The 16,000-nt window shown below is 47.0% G+C and carries 13 protein-coding genes; 8 read left to right on the forward strand and 5 right to left on the reverse strand.

The features are described 5' to 3' along the window. Positions 1 to 89: 89 nt before the first annotated feature. Positions 90 to 1,538 carry an aspartate ammonia-lyase gene (gene aspA / locus FTT89_RS11025; RefSeq protein ID WP_016659035.1) on the reverse strand — a complete coding sequence of 483 codons (1,449 nt, stop codon included), beginning with the start codon at positions 1,536 to 1,538 and terminating at the stop codon, positions 90 to 92. A 424-nt stretch (positions 1,539 to 1,962) separates the two neighbouring features. Here aspA and putP point away from each other — a divergent pair, with 424 nt between their 5' ends. Continuing rightward, positions 1,963 to 3,471: a sodium/proline symporter PutP gene (gene putP, locus FTT89_RS11030; protein WP_180134090.1), complete on the forward strand. Its 1,509-nt coding sequence runs from the start codon at positions 1,963 to 1,965 to the stop codon at positions 3,469 to 3,471. 92 nt (positions 3,472 to 3,563) lie between these two features. On the opposite strand, the gene FTT89_RS11035 is transcribed toward putP, so the two are convergent. Beyond that, complete coding sequence (locus tag FTT89_RS11035) at positions 3,564 to 4,046, reverse strand: Lrp/AsnC ligand binding domain-containing protein (RefSeq protein WP_005178547.1); 483 nt, start codon at positions 4,044 to 4,046, stop codon at positions 3,564 to 3,566. A 129-nt stretch (positions 4,047 to 4,175) separates the two neighbouring features. On the opposite strand from FTT89_RS11035, the gene putA reads away from it, so the two are divergent. The 4 genes from putA (at position 4,176) to FTT89_RS11055 (ending at position 10,152) form a co-directional block, all read left to right on the forward strand. Continuing rightward, positions 4,176 to 7,928 (forward strand): trifunctional transcriptional regulator/proline dehydrogenase/L-glutamate gamma-semialdehyde dehydrogenase, encoded by a 3,753-nt coding sequence (putA, locus tag FTT89_RS11040; protein ID WP_180134091.1) that lies wholly within the window; start codon positions 4,176 to 4,178, stop codon positions 7,926 to 7,928. Between the two features lie 252 nt (positions 7,929 to 8,180). Then, positions 8,181 to 9,263, forward strand: a complete 1,083-nt coding sequence (gene trmA, locus FTT89_RS11045) for a tRNA (uridine(54)-C5)-methyltransferase TrmA (protein ID WP_087662276.1) — start codon at positions 8,181 to 8,183, stop codon at positions 9,261 to 9,263. Positions 9,264 to 9,506: 243 nt separating this feature from the next. Beyond that, positions 9,507 to 9,731 (forward strand): hypothetical protein, encoded by a 225-nt coding sequence (locus FTT89_RS11050; RefSeq protein WP_005178553.1) that lies wholly within the window; start codon positions 9,507 to 9,509, stop codon positions 9,729 to 9,731. A 166-nt stretch (positions 9,732 to 9,897) separates the two neighbouring features. Continuing rightward, positions 9,898 to 10,152 (forward strand): hypothetical protein, encoded by a 255-nt coding sequence (locus FTT89_RS11055; RefSeq protein WP_045795440.1) that lies wholly within the window; start codon positions 9,898 to 9,900, stop codon positions 10,150 to 10,152. On the opposite strand, the gene FTT89_RS11060 is transcribed toward FTT89_RS11055, so the two are convergent. Beyond that, entirely contained in the window at positions 10,139 to 10,987 is an 849-nt protein-coding gene (locus FTT89_RS11060) for a phosphodiester glycosidase family protein (RefSeq protein WP_180172855.1), read from the reverse strand. The two genes, FTT89_RS11055 and FTT89_RS11060, sit on opposite strands and share 14 nt — an antisense overlap. 84 nt (positions 10,988 to 11,071) lie before the next feature. Between FTT89_RS11060 and FTT89_RS11065 the strand changes: the two genes are divergently transcribed. Continuing rightward, the gene (locus FTT89_RS11065; RefSeq protein ID WP_016659043.1) at positions 11,072 to 11,602 is read left to right on the forward strand and encodes a lecithin retinol acyltransferase family protein; all 531 of its coding nucleotides are present in this window, start codon (positions 11,072 to 11,074) and stop codon (positions 11,600 to 11,602) included. Between the two features lie 141 nt (positions 11,603 to 11,743). Here the strand turns inward: FTT89_RS11065 and FTT89_RS11070 are convergent, their stop codons facing one another. Next, the gene (locus FTT89_RS11070) at positions 11,744 to 13,468 is read right to left on the reverse strand and encodes a glutamine--tRNA ligase/YqeY domain fusion protein (RefSeq protein WP_180172856.1); all 1,725 of its coding nucleotides are present in this window, start codon (positions 13,466 to 13,468) and stop codon (positions 11,744 to 11,746) included. Between the two features lie 166 nt (positions 13,469 to 13,634). On the opposite strand from FTT89_RS11070, the gene FTT89_RS11075 reads away from it, so the two are divergent. Together FTT89_RS11075 and FTT89_RS11080 are read left to right on the forward strand one after the other, a co-directional pair. Next, complete coding sequence (locus FTT89_RS11075; RefSeq protein WP_005178561.1) at positions 13,635 to 14,144, forward strand: peptidylprolyl isomerase; 510 nt, start codon at positions 13,635 to 13,637, stop codon at positions 14,142 to 14,144. A 57-nt stretch (positions 14,145 to 14,201) separates the two neighbouring features. Continuing rightward, positions 14,202 to 14,921: a UDP-2,3-diacylglucosamine diphosphatase gene (locus tag FTT89_RS11080; protein WP_180134093.1), complete on the forward strand. Its 720-nt coding sequence runs from the start codon at positions 14,202 to 14,204 to the stop codon at positions 14,919 to 14,921. Positions 14,922 to 14,984: 63 nt separating this feature from the next. Here the strand turns inward: FTT89_RS11080 and hpaI are convergent, their stop codons facing one another. After that, positions 14,985 to 15,779 (reverse strand): 4-hydroxy-2-oxoheptanedioate aldolase, encoded by a 795-nt coding sequence (hpaI, locus tag FTT89_RS11085; RefSeq protein WP_075166833.1) that lies wholly within the window; start codon positions 15,777 to 15,779, stop codon positions 14,985 to 14,987. Between the last annotated feature and the right edge of the window lie 221 nt (positions 15,780 to 16,000).

A 16,000-nucleotide genomic window follows, 5' to 3' on the forward strand; every position in this document is an offset into this window, starting at 1 on the left:
GTTGAATCAAAACCATCGGCCAAACACAAAAGGCTCAAAACCAATATATGACCTTGAGCCTTTGCTGTTTTACTGAAGCAGTCAGTGTCTTAGCTGACTTGGGCAAAAACTGCTTCCGGTGGTGTTACCTCACTGACCAGATTATGCAGGGCAAAAATTTCATCCAGCTGTTCCTGAGTCAGCAACTCCTGCTCCAGTACCACCTGCTGAATGGTTTTGTTTTCAGCAATACACAGTTTCCCGATTTCATCACATTTGGCATGACCTAGAATCGGATCAAGCAAAGTGACAATACCGACGCTACGCATCACCGCATCATGGCAAGCCTGTTCATTGGCCTGAATGCCCTGAATACATTTTTCATCCAGACTTTTCATGGCTTGAGTCAATAACTGGATGGATTCATGAATCGACACGGCAATCACCGGTTCCATCACGTTTAACTGCAACTGCCCGGCTTCGGCCGCCATGGTCACGGTCAGGTCATTGCCAATCACTTTAAAAGCAATCTGGTTCACCACTTCCGGAATGACCGGATTGACCTTGGCCGGCATAATCGAAGAACCGGCCTGCAACTCCGGTAACCGGATTTCCCCCAGACCGGTACGCGGGCCAGAACTTAATAAACGCAGGTCATTACAGATTTTCGATAACTTCACCGCCAGACGTTTCAGTGTGCTGGATAAAATGATGAAAACCCCACAGTCGCTGGTGGCTTCGACATAATCTTCTGCGCCAATTAATGGCAAGCCGCTAATCTCTTTTAAAGCCTGCACCGCTTCCTGGGCATAGCCTTTGGGAGTATTTACACCCGTACCAATCGCGGTAGCGCCGAGGTTAATTTCCAGTAACAACTGACGGGTCCGGTCAATCAGTTTTAAATCTTCTTTTAACAAGGTGGCAAAGGCACGGAACTCCTGCCCCAAGGTCATCGGCACGGCATCTTGCAGCTGGGTCCGGCCCATTTTTAATACATACTGAAATTCAGCTACTTTCTTGTAGAAACTGTCAATCAGGTTACGCATCTGCACGAACAGATCATCCAGACTGTAATAAGTCGCTAAACGCAAGGCTGTTGGATAGACATCATTGGTCGATTGCGACTTATTAACATGATCATTTGGATGAATAGAAAAATAACTGCCTTTTTCCAGACCCAGATGTTCTAAGGCAATATTGGCAATCACCTCATTGCTGTTCATGTTAATCGACGTTCCGGCACCGCCCTGATAAACATCTAAAGGGAAATGCGCACGCCATGCAGCAGGCTGTTCAATCAGCTGGTCACAGGCATACTGAATCGCCTCAGCCACCTGCGGGGAGATTTTTTCAAACTGTAAATTGGTTTGTGCAGATGCTTTTTTCACTTGCGCCAAAGCACGAATGAAATGCAGGTTTTCACCGACCTGCTGATTGGAGATCTGGAAGTTCTCCAAGGCACGCAAGGTATGAATACCATAATAACTGTCTGCCGGCACTTCTTTAGCACCCAGCAAATCATGCTCTATTCTTGTTTTCTCTGTCTGAACCGTAATCACACTGTTTACTCACTATTTCGCACCAATATTGTGCATAAGAAAATCTTAAACCTGTGCCATCCTGAAACTACACAAGATTGATACACTTTTTGAAATATTTAATTACATATTCTTTCTAAATGTACGGGATGTAACATAATGTAAATTTACTCCATTTTTAAGCAAGATTTAACAGATTCTCTCCATATTTGCAAAAATAAAAATATTCACCGCTTTATTCAAAATTTTGACTTAATAATTTTCCGCTCATTGCTCCCATTTTTTCAATTGTATCTAAAGCTACAAACTGCAACATAAGACCGCTATAAATCCCGTCGAAATGTTACAGAACGTAATTTTAATTCCATGCTTGAATCAGCTCCTTGAAAAAATGCGCAAAAAATCATCTCGGATGGATGAACGCTTACAGACAAAGGATGGGCATATGAGTCAACTGAATCCCACATTAATTACCTTTATATTTTATATCGTGGCCATGATCGGTATCGGGCTGTATGCCTACAAGGCCACCACAGATTTCTCGGATTATATTCTTGGGGGCCGCAGTCTGGGCAGCGTGGTGACTGCGCTTTCTGCCGGCGCATCGGATATGAGCGGCTGGCTGCTGATGGGTTTACCCGGTGCAATCTATCTGGCCGGATTATCTGAAGCCTGGATCGCCATCGGCCTGATTATTGGTGCATGGTTAAACTGGCTTCTGGTCGCCGGGCGTTTGCGGGTTCATACCGAAGTACAAAACAATGCCCTGACCCTGCCGGATTATTTCACCAGCCGTTTTGGCGACCGCAAGAAAATCCTGCGCGTCAGTTCAGCACTGGTGATTCTGGTATTTTTCGCGATTTACTGTGCATCCGGCATGGTGGCCGGTGCGCGTTTATTTGAAAGCCTGTTTGGCTGGTCCTATACCACGGCGCTGTGGATTGGCGCGATAGCCACCATCAGCTATGTCTGTATTGGCGGCTTCCTGGCAATTAGCTGGACCGATACCTTCCAGGCCGGGCTGATGATTTTTGCCCTGCTGATTACTCCCATCATGACCTATCTGGCACTGGGTGATCATAGCCAGCAGATTGGTCTGTTACTGGAAACTGCGCGCCCACATGCCACGCAGATGCTGTCCGGTTTAAGTTTTATTGCTATTTTATCTTCTTTGGCATGGGGCTTAGGCTATTTTGGACAACCGCATATTCTGGTTCGCTTTATGGCAGCCGATTCGGTCAAAACCATTCCGGCGGCGCGTAAAATTGGTATGAGCTGGATGATTCTCTGTCTGGGCGGCGCAGTTGGTGCCGGTTTCATTGCCATTGCCTATTTCCAGCAATTTCCAGAACTGGCGACTGTGGTGAATCAGAACCCGGAAACCGTGTTTATGGAGCTGACCAAAATCCTGTTTAATCCGTGGATTGCCGGGATTATTCTGGCCGCCATTCTAGCCGCGGTGATGAGTACGCTCAGCTGTCAGTTACTGGTCTGCTCCAGTACCTTAACTGAAGATTTGTACAAAGCCTTTTTACGCAAAAATGCCTCACAAAAAGAGCTGGTCTGGGTCGGCCGTTTTATGGTGCTGTTGATTGCAATGCTGGCAATCTGGCTGGCCAGCAATCCATCGAGTAAAGTCCTGGGGCTGGTGGCCTATGCCTGGGCCGGTTTTGGTGCAGCTTTTGGCCCTCTCATTATTCTGTCGCTGTTCTGGAAACGCATGACCCTGAAAGGCGCGATTGCCGGGATGCTAGTCGGTGCGATGACCGTGATTGTCTGGAAAAATGTCATGGCCGATACCGGACTCTATGAGATTATTCCCGGCTTTATTCTGGCCAGTCTGAGTATTGTAATAGTCAGTCTGCTCGACCGGGCACCAAGTACAGAGGTGATTGAGCGCTTTGAACAGTCAGATGCCGAGTACAAAAAAGCCATACAGGAAATGAACAGCTAGCACAGCAATCTACCGAATTGATTGATCATCCATAAAAAAGGAGCTTCGGCTCCTTTTGGGTTTTAACGGAAAATACAGACAAAGATGACGGTTTATTTGGCCTTGTGCTGGTATTTCAGTTTCAATTGCGAGCTTTCCTTAATCACTTCCATCACCGGATAACTGCGGGTTTCTTTCACCCCCGGCAACTGCCATAAAATTTGCCCGGAAATCTTGCGGAATTCTTCCATATTGGCGCAGCGGATTTTTACTACAAAATCGAAACCACCACTAATCATGTGACATTCCACAATTTCCGGATGCTGCAAAATCGCATCTGAAAATTCTTCCAGTACATTCGGCGTGGTTTTATCCAGCAGAATTTCCACAAATACCACAAAGCTGCTATTCAGCAACTCCGGATTCAGCTTGGCTTCATAGCCCAGAATAAAACCATCTTTGCTCAGTTTCTGTACCCGTGCCAGCGCAGCAGTTGGCGATAAATTGACGGCTTCGGCCAGTTTAATATTTGAAATCCGGCCATCTTTTTGCAGAATATCCAGAATTTTAATGTCAGTGCGATCTAGACTCATCATTCCATTCATAATCCGTATTTATCTCTAAAAATAACAAAAATTATAGTGAGTTATTCGGCATATTTTCTGTGATCATAAATTATATAAGGTACACCGTTCAACTAAAATATATCGTCACAGGATGTTGGCATGAACATGATGGATAGCGAAACCCATTTCGACGACGCAAAACCGCATTTGGATTACATCACTGAATTCAAAGAAAAAAATGAGGCAGAAATTGCCATCAATACCGCATGGCGTCGCCCTGAAAGTGAATGTGTCAGCCATTTACTCGAGCACAGTGAAATTCCTGATGCACTGAACAGCCAAATTTATGAGCTGGCTTTTCAGCTGGCCCACTCCCTGCGTGAACGTAAAAATTCCAGCGGTAAAGCCGGTCTGGTGCAAGGCCTGTTGCAAGAGTTCTCCCTCTCTTCACAAGAAGGCATCGCCCTGATGTGTCTGGCCGAAGCGCTATTACGTATTCCTGATACCGCAACCCGTGATCTGCTGATCCGCGACAAGATCAACCAGGGCAACTGGAAAGAGCATTTAGGTCAAAGTAACCTGATGTTTGTAAATGCTGCCGCCTGGGGCTTAATGCTGACCGGCAAGCTGATGGAAACCCCGAAACAGAACAGCTTAAGCGGTATTCTGACTGGCCTGCTGGCGCGCAGTGGCCGTGGTATTATCCGTAAAGCGGTAGATGTGGCGATGCGGATGATGGGTGAGCAGTTCGTGACTGGTGAAACCATTAGCGAAGCCCTGCAACATGCCGAACCGTTAGAAGAAAAAGGTTTCCGTTATTCTTATGACATGCTCGGTGAAGCGGCCCTGACCGAACACGATGCAGAGCGTTATTTTGATGACTATCAAAATGCCATCCATGCCATTGGCCAGGCCTCTAAAGATAAAGATGTTTATACCGGTCCGGGGATTTCGATCAAGCTCTCTGCCCTGCATCCACGTTATCAGCGTGCCCAGATTGACCGCGTGCATACCGAACTGTATGACAAGGTGCTGCAACTGGCGGTGCTGGCCAAAGACTATAATATTGGCCTGAATATTGATGCCGAAGAATCTGAACGACTGGAAATGTCTTTAGAGTTGCTGGAGCGTCTGTGTTTTGAACCGGCACTGGATAACTGGAAAGGCATTGGCTTTGTGATTCAGGCCTACCAGAAACGCTGCTTCTATGTGGTAGATTATGTGGTTGATCTGGCCAAACGCAGCCAGAAACGTCTGATGATCCGTCTGGTGAAAGGCGCCTATTGGGACAGCGAAATCAAGAAAGCGCAAATTGATGGCATGTCGGATTATCCAGTGTTTACCCGTAAAGTGCATACCGATCTGTCCTATATTGCCTGTGCGAAAAAATTACTGGCGGCACCGGAACAGATTTATCCACAGTTTGCGACTCACAATGCCCAGACGCTGGCCACGATTTATCATCTGGCCGATCCAGCGCGTTACTACGCTGGCCAATACGAATTCCAGTGTCTGCATGGTATGGGCGAGCCATTGTATGAAAATGTGGTCGGCTCGAAACAGCAGCAGAAACTCGGTGTGCCGTGCCGTATTTATGCGCCGGTCGGTAACCATGAAACCCTGCTGGCCTATCTGGTGCGTCGTTTGCTGGAAAATGGTGCCAATACCTCTTTCGTCAACCGTATTGCCGATAAGACCCTGAACATTGAAGATCTGATCGAAAATCCACATCAGACTATTTTAGCCACGGCTCAACAGGAACAGAAAGTCGGCCAGAAACATCCGGCGATTCCCTTACCGCATGAGTTATATGGCGAGCAGCGCGACAACTCTGCCGGCCTGGACTTAGCCAATGATCAGGACTTGGCGGCATTAAATACAACCACGCAGAGTTTGCATCAGCATCAATGGACTGCCCTGCCCATGGGTGAAGGCTTAACCACCGAAGACAGTGCCGATGTACACGCGATTTTAAACCCGGCGCAGCATCAGGATATTGTTGGTCATGTACAGGAAGCCACAGCAGCACAAGTCAATCAGGCGCTGGGAAATGCCGTACAGGCACAAGTCGTCTGGGCCAATATTTCCAAACATGAACGCGCACAATGTCTGGAACGTGCTGCCGATTTAATGCAGGCACGCCTGCAACCGCTCATGCTGCTCCTCTGCCGCGAAAGTGGCAAGACCTATGCCAATGCCATTGCCGAAGTGCGTGAAGCAATTGATTTCCTGCGCTACTATGCCGCGCAAATGCGTGATCTGGACATCAATACCCAGATCATTCCGCTAGGGCCGGTGCTGTGTATCAGCCCGTGGAATTTCCCGCTGGCGATTTTTAGCGGCCAGATTGCCGCGGCACTGGTGGCTGGCAATACCGTTCTGGCCAAACCGGCCGAGCAGACCCCGCTGATTGCAGCGCAAGCGGTGCAGATTTTATGGGATGCCGGCATTCCGCAAAATGTACTGCAACTGCTGCCGGGACGCGGTGAAACAGTCGGTGCGCAGCTGAGTCAGGATGAACGGATTCAGGGCATTATGTTTACCGGCTCGACTGAAGTCGCCAAAATCCTGAATCAGACCGTGGCCAAACGTTTAAGCCAGACTGGTGGTGCCATTCCGCTCATTGCGGAAACTGGCGGGCAAAACGCCATGATTGTCGATTCTTCAGCCCTGACTGAACAGGTGATTCTGGATGCGGTCAGCTCTGCTTACGACAGTGCCGGTCAGCGCTGCTCGGCCCTGCGAATTTTATGTGTGCAGGAAGATAATGCCGACACGGTGCTGACCATGCTCAAAGGTGCCATGCAGCAGTTACGCGTGGGTAATCCTTATGTGCTAAAAACCGACATTGGTCCGGTGATTGACCTGGAAGCGCAGAACAATATTGAGCGTCATATTGAAAAAATGCGCATTAAGGGCTATCCGGTGCATCAGTTGATGTGGAATAAGCAAAGCGATGCAAGCTTGCAACACGGCACTTTTGTACCACCAACGCTGATTGAACTGCCGCATCTGGATGATCTGGAGCGCGAAGTGTTTGGCCCGGTACTGCATGTGATTCGCTACCGTTATGGACAGCTTGATCAACTGCTGGCGCAAATCAATGCCAAAGGTTATGGCCTGACCATGGGCTTGCATACCCGTATTGATGAAACCATTCATAGCGTAATTGCCCAGGCCGAAGTCGGCAACCTGTATATCAACCGTAATATTGTCGGTGCTGTGGTCGGGGTGCAACCTTTTGGCGGCGAAGGCCTGTCCGGGACTGGACCTAAGGCCGGTGGACCGCTGTATCTCTACCGCTTAATGCAATACTGCTCGCAGAAAAAGCTGGCTCAACCATTTGCGGCGCAGACTCTACATGCAGCAGCAATGCCTGCCCTGTATAACCAATTGGTGGACTGGGTACAGGCCGAGTTCCCGCAGCAGCTGATTCAGCTACCGGAAAAAATTGCCACGGGTCAGAGTTTTAACCTGACTGGCCCAACCGGTGAAAGTAACCAGTATACGATTTTGCCCCGCCATGCCGTACTATCCCTGGCCGAACAGGAGCTGGATCAGATTCATCAGTTACTGGCGATTTTTGCAGTCGGCAGTCAGCCGGTGGTTCTGGCAGAAAACCGCTTCATGCTGAAATATCTGCCGAAAATGCCGCCAGAGATTGCCCAGCGGATTCGCGTGATCCCAGACTTGCTGCATGGCGATTATGATGCAGTGCTGCATCATGGCAGCTCGGTGCAATTGCTGGAGTTACAGCAAACGGTAGCGCAGCGTGCCGGAGCGATTGTCGGCATCAGCCATCTCAAACCGAATGATCCGAAAATTCCGCTGGAACGTCTGGTGATTGAACGGGCCATCAGCATTAATACTGCTGCAGCTGGAGGGAACGCCAGCCTGATGACGCTGGATTAAAGCCACCCCTTTTCATGGTGTTATTCCTCTTTGCCAAACCAACTCTCCCTGGTCTCTGTTGGTTTGGCTTTTTTTATCTTTGCTCTCGCAAGTGATCTATTTCCCGGCTTTAATCTGCCGATCTGTTGAGCCTAAGCTCGATTTCTCCCGTCACGCTACCGCAATTTAAGGTTTGCACAGAATATCTTTAGGCATCTGCCTGAAACTTTGTTACCATCCCCTGTTTCAATGGGTTTGTGATTTTTACTGCATATGACTTCATCTTATCAGCAACAACTTGATGCCAAAGTTGCACGTATTTCTGCACAGTTTGCCGAATTTAACCCTCCAGCGCTGGAGGTGTTTGCCTCGCCTGAACAGCATTTCCGTATGCGTGCAGAATTCCGGATTTGGCATACCGAAGATGACCTGTTTTATGCCATGTTTGAACGCGATGAGCAGCAGAACAAAAAAGTCATTCGAATTGATGAATTTCCAATTGCTGATGCTAGCATCAACCAGTTAATGCCGGTACTGCTGAATGCCTTAAAAGCAGAACCGCTGTTATCCAATCGCCTGTTTGAAGTGCATTTTCTGGCAACCTTAAAAGGTGAAATGCTAGTTTCACTGATTTATCGCTGTCCATTAACTGCAGAGTGGGAAGCGCTGGCCAAACAGCTGGCCGAGCAACTGCAGATTAAAATTATTGGCCGGAGCCGTGGCCAGAAACTGGTACTGAGCGATGAGTTTGTGGTGGAAGAACTGCAAGTCTTTGAACGCCAGTATCAATACAAACAGATTGAAAGCAGCTTTACCCAGCCGAATGCGCGCGTTTGCCAGCACATGCTGGAATGGGCCTGTACAGCCGCCGGACACGCCAATCAGGACCTGTTAGAGCTGTACTGTGGCAATGGTAACTTTACCCTGCCGCTGTCGACCCGTTTTAATCGCGTCTTAGCCACAGAACTGGCCAAATCTTCAGTCTATGCGGCGCAGTGGAATATTGAGCAGAACCAGATTGACAATATTCAGGTGGCGCGTTTATCTGCCGAAGAATTTACCCAGGCCTACAATGGCGAGCGTGAATTCCGCCGTTTGCAGGAAGCCGGCATTGAGATGTCCAGCTATCAGTTTGATACCGTGTTTGTAGACCCCCCACGCGCTGGTATTGATGCCGAAACCTTAAAACTGTTGCAGCGTTTTGAGCGGATTATTTATATCTCCTGTAATCCGGATACGCTGCATGACAATTTGCAGACTTTGGCCAGCACCCACAAGATCACCCAATTTGCCCTGTTTGACCAATTCCCTTATACCCATCATGTGGAATCTGGTGTCTTACTGGAAAAGATCTAAAACAATTTGTTTCAAATTATATTATTCAGTCCGAAAAGGAAGATTTTTTAATCTTCCTTTTTTCTTATAAAAACAAGCAACTTAGTTATAATCAAGGCTTATAGCCATCATAATTACGTTTAAACTGTTACAAGCTATCGAAATTTCTAGAGTCTGTTTGCTGCTTTTATCACTTTAGTCGACTTGCATTAATTTTTAAATTGGCTATATTTCGAGCTATGTTAGGTTGCAAATGAAGGCTCTATGAGTTTTTGGCAAAAGCTGTTCGCTCAGGAACAGCAAAACGAGCATAAGAATCAGATTGCTTGTGTTGAAAATGATTGCTCTTGTAAGACAAATGAACAGCTTCTTGAAGCTTTAGCAAAAGCGACAGATGAAGATGTGATTATCGGTATTAAAAAGGTTCTCGCTTCGCGCGGCTATAGCCGTAAAGAGTTGAATGAACTTCAACATTTACCCCTGCAATAGCAGAGTCTGACCACAGAAAAAGGCATTTAGAATATCTAGGTGCCTTTTTTATTGGTCTGATTTTAATCAGATTTCTTAGTTTTGAAATTTTTTTCATGTATGCTCAAGGGCTTAGATCAGTCTTGATCGTATTTTTAATTCAATACATAACAATAAGGATACCGCTATGAATAACAAAATGATCGGCGCTCTTACCCTTCCACTGCTCTGCCTGGCCCTCACAGGCTGCGACCGTATGCCGGCAGAATGTGAAGAAGCCTGGGACAAGATGGACAGCTTGAGCACAAAAATGGGGCTTTCGGAAGAACAACGTCAATTCCAGAAAAAACAGTTTGAGGCCGGAATCAAAGAAATGTCGACTGAAGATGCCAAACGCCTCTGCAGCCAGCAAACCCAGACCTTAGGCATTATTGGCCAGTAGATTTTTCTGGCTCAGTCGCGCAGGCTGAATCATCAATATACGCCAGCATCGGGCCAACTGCGCGGTACTGGCGATGGCGTTTTAAGGCCGCAATATACACAGAAGATACTGAACCATCCAAGTACAGCGCATTCGGTGTCTTAAGCTGCTGCTGAAACAGCCGGGCAAAGTCATAAAAATTTATTGGCTGCTGGCTGATCACAAAATACAGGGTGGCGTCTTTCAGCCCAACGCCATTGCGGATTTTTCTGGAATCGGAATCCGGAATAAAGTTTGGGTTAATTTTTCCGTCAATCACCAGCATCGGGCCAGATTGGGTGGCATATTTCGGTTGCACATTGGCCTGCGGATACTGCTGGGTGGTCATCAACAGTGGCTGCTTGTCCCAGGCCAGTACCCCATTCGGCTGAATCAGAAAATTGCCCCAGCCTTGGGTCTGGGTATTTAACTGGCTTACCCTCTTGCCCTCTTCAATATACAGCCCGACGGGTGCATAATCGGCATGGAACATCCCGGCATTCATGGCAAATTCCAGCTGCTGGCACGGTTGCAGATCATCCTGGAGCGCAGTGAAATAACGATAGGGCTGCTGTGCTGTATTCTTTAATACCAGCTTCAGCTGCGCCATTGATCGGATTTCCGTGACATCAAAATCACCCAGCGTATGTTTCAGCTGCCAGCTGTAGATTTGCGGCTGTGCCTGTGCCCAGTTTGCACTGCAAGCACCCAGCAGAATCAGCAGTTTTAACAGCGGTTTGGCCGTGACTTGCGCAAAGTACTGTCCTAACTTTTTCATTGCATCTGTTCCCTGTTCATCGTTGTATAATTCAGCCATTCTTGTCGCCACCCTGTCGATTCTTGTGCCAAGAAGCAGTACACTAGAGCTTTAAAATACACCTGTCACTTTACTAATGTCACAATGCTCAAGCAGAACACACGGTTCCCTTTAGGGGCGCATCTGATTGTCAAACATTTCGGCTATACCCACCACGGGATTTATGCTGGACGTGGTCGTGTCATTCATTATTCCGGTTTTGCACATTTATTTAAAAAACATCCGATTGAAATCACCAGCCTAGACAAGTTCAGTCATGGCAAACCGGTGCATGTGCAGCATTATGATCAACCCAAATATAAAGGCCGTAAAGTGGTGCGCCGGATGCGTTCACGGATGCATGAAAACAATTATCACCTGATTATCAATAACTGCGAACATTTATGCACTTGGGCCATTACCGGCGTGGAAAGCAGTCCGCAAGTCTTCCGGATGATGAACCGCTTAACCACCATTGGTTATGTCAGCTCCTTAATGAGCTATATGAACAGCATGATGCTGACCCTGACCACCACCTGTTTTGCCCTGGTGCTGTATATTAAAAAGAAATTGCGCGACAAAGCCAAAATGCAGATGCCGACCCATCTGTTTTATAAACACGATGAAAAGAAATAACACACCGGATCATCTGTAAATCAAATTTTTTTTTAATTTAACGTGCTACTTCCTTTCAACGTTTACTTTCCATTTTCAACACCGCATAAAAAAGCCCGCTGAGTCCAGCAGGCTTTTTCAATCATCTAGCGAAATACGCTTTTATTTGCCCGGTTTGAAGCTGTCTTTTAAGTCCAGAATACGGTTAAACACTGGTGTTTCGCTGGAATGATCATACTGATCTGCCACGAAATAACCTTCACGTTCAAACTGGAAACGATCTTCTGCTTGCGCTTGCGCTAAAGCCGGCTCAATAACCGCTTGTACCACTTTCAATGAGTCCGGATTCAGATTCGCCAAGAAGTCATCGCCGACTTCTGGGTCAGATTCGGTGAATAGACGGTTGTAAATACGCACTTCAGCTTTCACGCCTTTAGTGGCAGATACCCAGTGAATCACACCTTTCACTTTACGGCCTTCCGGATTCTTACCTAAAGTTTCAGGGTCGATTGAACATTTCAGCTCAATAATTTCACCGTTGTCATCTTTAATGATTTCGTCGCACTTGATCACATAGGCATGACGTAAACGCACTTCACCGCCCGGAATCAGACGTTTAAAGCCTTTCGGTGGCTCTTCTTCGAAATCTTTACGGTCAATATAGATTTCAGAGGTTAGCGGAATGATACGCTCGCCCATATCTACGTTTGGATGACGCGAATGAGTCAGATCCATTTCTGCTGGCAGATTGGTTAACGTCACTTTTAATGGATTCAGCACGGCCATACCACGCGCTGCGGTATTTTCTAGCGACTGACGGATGCAGTATTCCAGCATTGCCACATCGACAATCCCGTCAGACTTCGACACACCAACGCGCTTACAGAAATCACGCAAGCCTTCCGGAGTAAAGCCACGACGACGCATACCCACTACAGTTGGCATACGCGGGTCGTCCCAACCCTTAACAAAACCACCTTCCACCAGACGGCGCAGCTTACGCTTTGAGGTAATGGTGTAATCGACGTTTAAACGGCTGGATTCATACTGACGTGGTACCGCCGCTGATTTTACCTTTTCCACCACCCAGTCATAGAACGGACGGTGATCCTGGAATTCAAGCGTACACAGTGAATGAGTAATGCCTTCAATCGCATCGGATAATGGATGCGCATAGTCGTACATTGGGTACATTTTCCATTTGTCACCGGTCTGGTGATGCTCGGAATGCAGCACACGGTACAAAATTGGGTCACGCATATGTACGTTTGGCGATGCCATATCAATTTTGGCACGCAATACCGCTTGGCCTTCGCCCAGCTCACCATTACGCATCTGTTCAAAACGCGCCAGGTTGTCTTCTACAGACGCATCACGGTATGGTGAGTTTTTACCCGGCTCGACAAATGAACCACGATTCAGCTTGATTTCTTCAGGAGTTTGCAAATCGACATAGGCATCACCCTGTTCAATTAACTGCACCGCCCAGCTATACAACTGGTCAAAATAGCTCGACGCATAGCGTGGCTCGCCATTCCAGTTAAAGCCCAACCATTTCACGTCGTTGGCAATACCATCTACATATTCTTGTTCTTCGGCATCCGGGTTGGTATCGTCAAAACGTAAGTTACATAAACCGTTAAATTCTTCGGCAATCCCGAAATTCAGGCAAATTGCTTTCACGTGACCAATATGTAAGTAACCGTTCGGTTCTGGTGGAAAACGTGTGATCACTTTTTCAGTACGGCCTGCTGCCAGATCATCGGTAATGACCTGACGCACAAAATCTAAGCCCGGCTGTTGTTCTTGCTGCGCAGCATCGACAGAGGCATGGTTACTTGGTGTCGGGGTGTTAGGCAGAGATGAAACAGCATCATTCGGCTTCATAGTTAATAAATCACTTCTAGATAAAAATTTAGGATAATTAAAACGCTATTCCCACTTTTTAACAAAGAAAATAACGTTTTTACTTGCCTTGTAGTTTACAGTTTGCTTATGCTTCTCTCAACCAAAAAACCCATGGCTTTTTTGTCCATGATTAGGAGATAACACAATGAGTTTTCCTCAAGTCGAATTAAACACCAACAAAGGTCGTATTGTTCTTGAGCTTAACACTGAAAAAGCACCTAAAACTGCTGAGAACTTCCTTCAATACGTTCGTGACGGTTTCTATGATGGCGTAATTTTCCACCGTGTCATCGATGGTTTCATGATTCAAGGCGGCGGCTTTGATGAAAACTTCAAAGAAAAAGCAACCCGTGATTCAATCGAAAACGAAGCAGACAACGGTCTGAGCAATGACGAAGGGACCATTGCAATGGCGCGTACCCAGGCTCCGCACTCTGCATCTGCTCAATTCTTCATTAACGTGAAAAACAACTCCTTCCTGAACCACACGGGCAAAACTGCACAAGGTTGGGGTTATGCCGTATTTGGTAAAGTAGTTGAAGGTATGGATGTAGTTGCTGAAATCAAAGGCGTACGTACAGGCAACCGTGGTTACCACGCTGATGTTCCACTAGAAAATGTGGTCATCGAATCTGCCAAGATCATTTCTGAATAAGAATCCCTCTCAACCTCCCGTTATTTAAGGGCGTTGGGAGATTCCAAGGAAAAGATTGTGACCTATCTGTTTATTTCAGATTTACATTTGTCACCTGATCACCCTCGACTCGTTCGGGGGTTTTTAGATTTATTACGTGCTTATCAGGATCAAAACACCCAGCTGTATATTTTAGGCGACTGGTTCAATGCCTGGATTGGCGATGACTACACCGCCCCTTGGCTGGATGAAATTGTCAGCACTTTAAAACAGTTTAATGCCGCAGGCAATCAGCTGTATTTTCAGGTCGGCAACCGCGATTTCGCACTGCATGAGGTTTTTTTACAGCAGTTTAACGGGCAATTATTACCTGAAATTGACACCCTCACTATTGGCCAGACCCGCTATCGTCTGGAACATGGCGATGCCTTGTGCACCGATGATGTATCCTATCAGCGCTTTAAAAAAGTTATCCGTCATCCGCTCGTGCTGCGTCTGTTAAGAAAAACTCCGCTGTCCTTTCGCAGCAAACTGGCCAACGGTTTTCGCAAACAAAGCCGCGCTTCTAAAGAAGTTAAATCGTATGAAGTGATGGATGTGAATCCGGCTGCGGTAACGCAGGCTTTGGCCGAGGTGGATGTACTGATTCATGGTCATACCCATCGACCAGCCATCCATGAGCTGAATGGCAAAAAGCGGATTGTGCTGGGGGACTGGCGTGCGCATGAGGCACTGATTCTGGAAATTGATCCCGAACAGCCCGCCACTCACCTGCAACTGAAACGCTGGACCTATTAAGCAGCAGGTGGATGACTATAAATCCCCACCTCCTGCATCATCTGTCAGGTTAATAATGACCGCTTAATACCCCCCTTCAGGTTTTACCCAGCTCGCTCCGGTTTTATATTTGGCCAGCAGCTCACGCAAGGAATTCATTAATACGCTGGTATCGACACCGACAGCGACAAATTCGGTACCCAGTTCAATATATTTTTGCGTCACGTCATGTTGAGTCGATAAAATCCCGGCCGCTTTACCCGATGCGCGAATTCGTTGAATTGCATCAACCACTGCGTTTTGCACGTCAGGATGGTTCGGATTGCCTTCATAACCCATAGTGGCAGATAAATCTACTGCGCCAATAAATACCCCATCAATGCCCTCGACTTTTAAGATGTTATCCAGATTTTCCAGCCCTGTAACTGACTCAATCTGAATCAGCAAACAGATATTTTCATGTGCAGTGGCATAATAATCCGGAATACTGTTCCAGCGTGTGGCACGTGCCAAAGCCGCACCTACACCGCGAATCCCTTCCGGTGGATAACGCACTGCTTTAACCATCAGTTCGGCCTGCTCCACGGTTTCCACCATCGGAATCAATAAGGTTTGTGCGCCAATATCCAGCAACTGTTTAATAAGCTGCACACTGCCAATTGGCGGACGGACCACCGCCTGTGACGGATAGGCCGCAATACTTTGCAGCTGGGCCAGTGTGGTTCTTAAATCACTGGGCGCATGTTCCCCATCAATCAGCAACCAGTCATAACCGGCATTGGCCGCAATTTCAGTGCCATAGGCATCGGCCAGACCGACCCATAAACCAATCTGCTGCTGGGTTTTTAATTTATGTTTAAAGTGATTACGATAGTCCATCGACAGGCTCGCTATAGTCCACACCTACTTCCATTAAATGCCGATTTTTAAAAATTGCCAATATTCAAAACCGCTGTTGTGATTTGATTTAACACTTAATCGGGCAATAACTGAAAATACGATGAGCACATTTTAAGGTTAATTTTGACAATAAAATTGCAGCGAATATGCCATCAAAGCCATCAAAATGGCGTATGATGCTGAAGGTTCAGCCTTTCTCA

Origin of the sequence: Acinetobacter sp. YH01025, from assembly GCF_013420185.1 — a bacterium.
Lineage (GTDB): Bacteria > Pseudomonadota > Gammaproteobacteria > Pseudomonadales > Moraxellaceae > Acinetobacter > Acinetobacter indicus.

What these genes read in the sequence shown, in the direction of transcription:
- putP (WP_180134090.1), top strand. Translation starts at nt 1,963, where the DNA reads ATGAGTCAACTGAATCCCACATTAATTACCTTTATATTTTATATCGTG.
- trmA (WP_087662276.1), top strand. Translation starts at nt 8,181, where the DNA reads ATGACTTCATCTTATCAGCAACAACTTGATGCCAAAGTTGCACGTATT.
- FTT89_RS11070 (WP_180172856.1), bottom strand. Translation starts at nt 13,468, where the DNA reads ATGAAGCCGAATGATGCTGTTTCATCTCTGCCTAACACCCCGACACCA.
- hpaI (WP_075166833.1), bottom strand. Translation starts at nt 15,779, where the DNA reads ATGGACTATCGTAATCACTTTAAACATAAATTAAAAACCCAGCAGCAG.
- FTT89_RS11065 (WP_016659043.1), top strand. Translation starts at nt 11,072, where the DNA reads ATGCTCAAGCAGAACACACGGTTCCCTTTAGGGGCGCATCTGATTGTC.
- FTT89_RS11060 (WP_180172855.1), bottom strand. Translation starts at nt 10,987, where the DNA reads ATGGCTGAATTATACAACGATGAACAGGGAACAGATGCAATGAAAAAG.
- FTT89_RS11075 (WP_005178561.1), top strand. Translation starts at nt 13,635, where the DNA reads ATGAGTTTTCCTCAAGTCGAATTAAACACCAACAAAGGTCGTATTGTT.
- FTT89_RS11055 (WP_045795440.1), top strand. Translation starts at nt 9,898, where the DNA reads ATGAATAACAAAATGATCGGCGCTCTTACCCTTCCACTGCTCTGCCTG.
- FTT89_RS11035 (WP_005178547.1), bottom strand. Translation starts at nt 4,046, where the DNA reads ATGATGAGTCTAGATCGCACTGACATTAAAATTCTGGATATTCTGCAA.
- putA (WP_180134091.1), top strand. Translation starts at nt 4,176, where the DNA reads ATGAACATGATGGATAGCGAAACCCATTTCGACGACGCAAAACCGCAT.
- FTT89_RS11050 (WP_005178553.1), top strand. Translation starts at nt 9,507, where the DNA reads ATGAGTTTTTGGCAAAAGCTGTTCGCTCAGGAACAGCAAAACGAGCAT.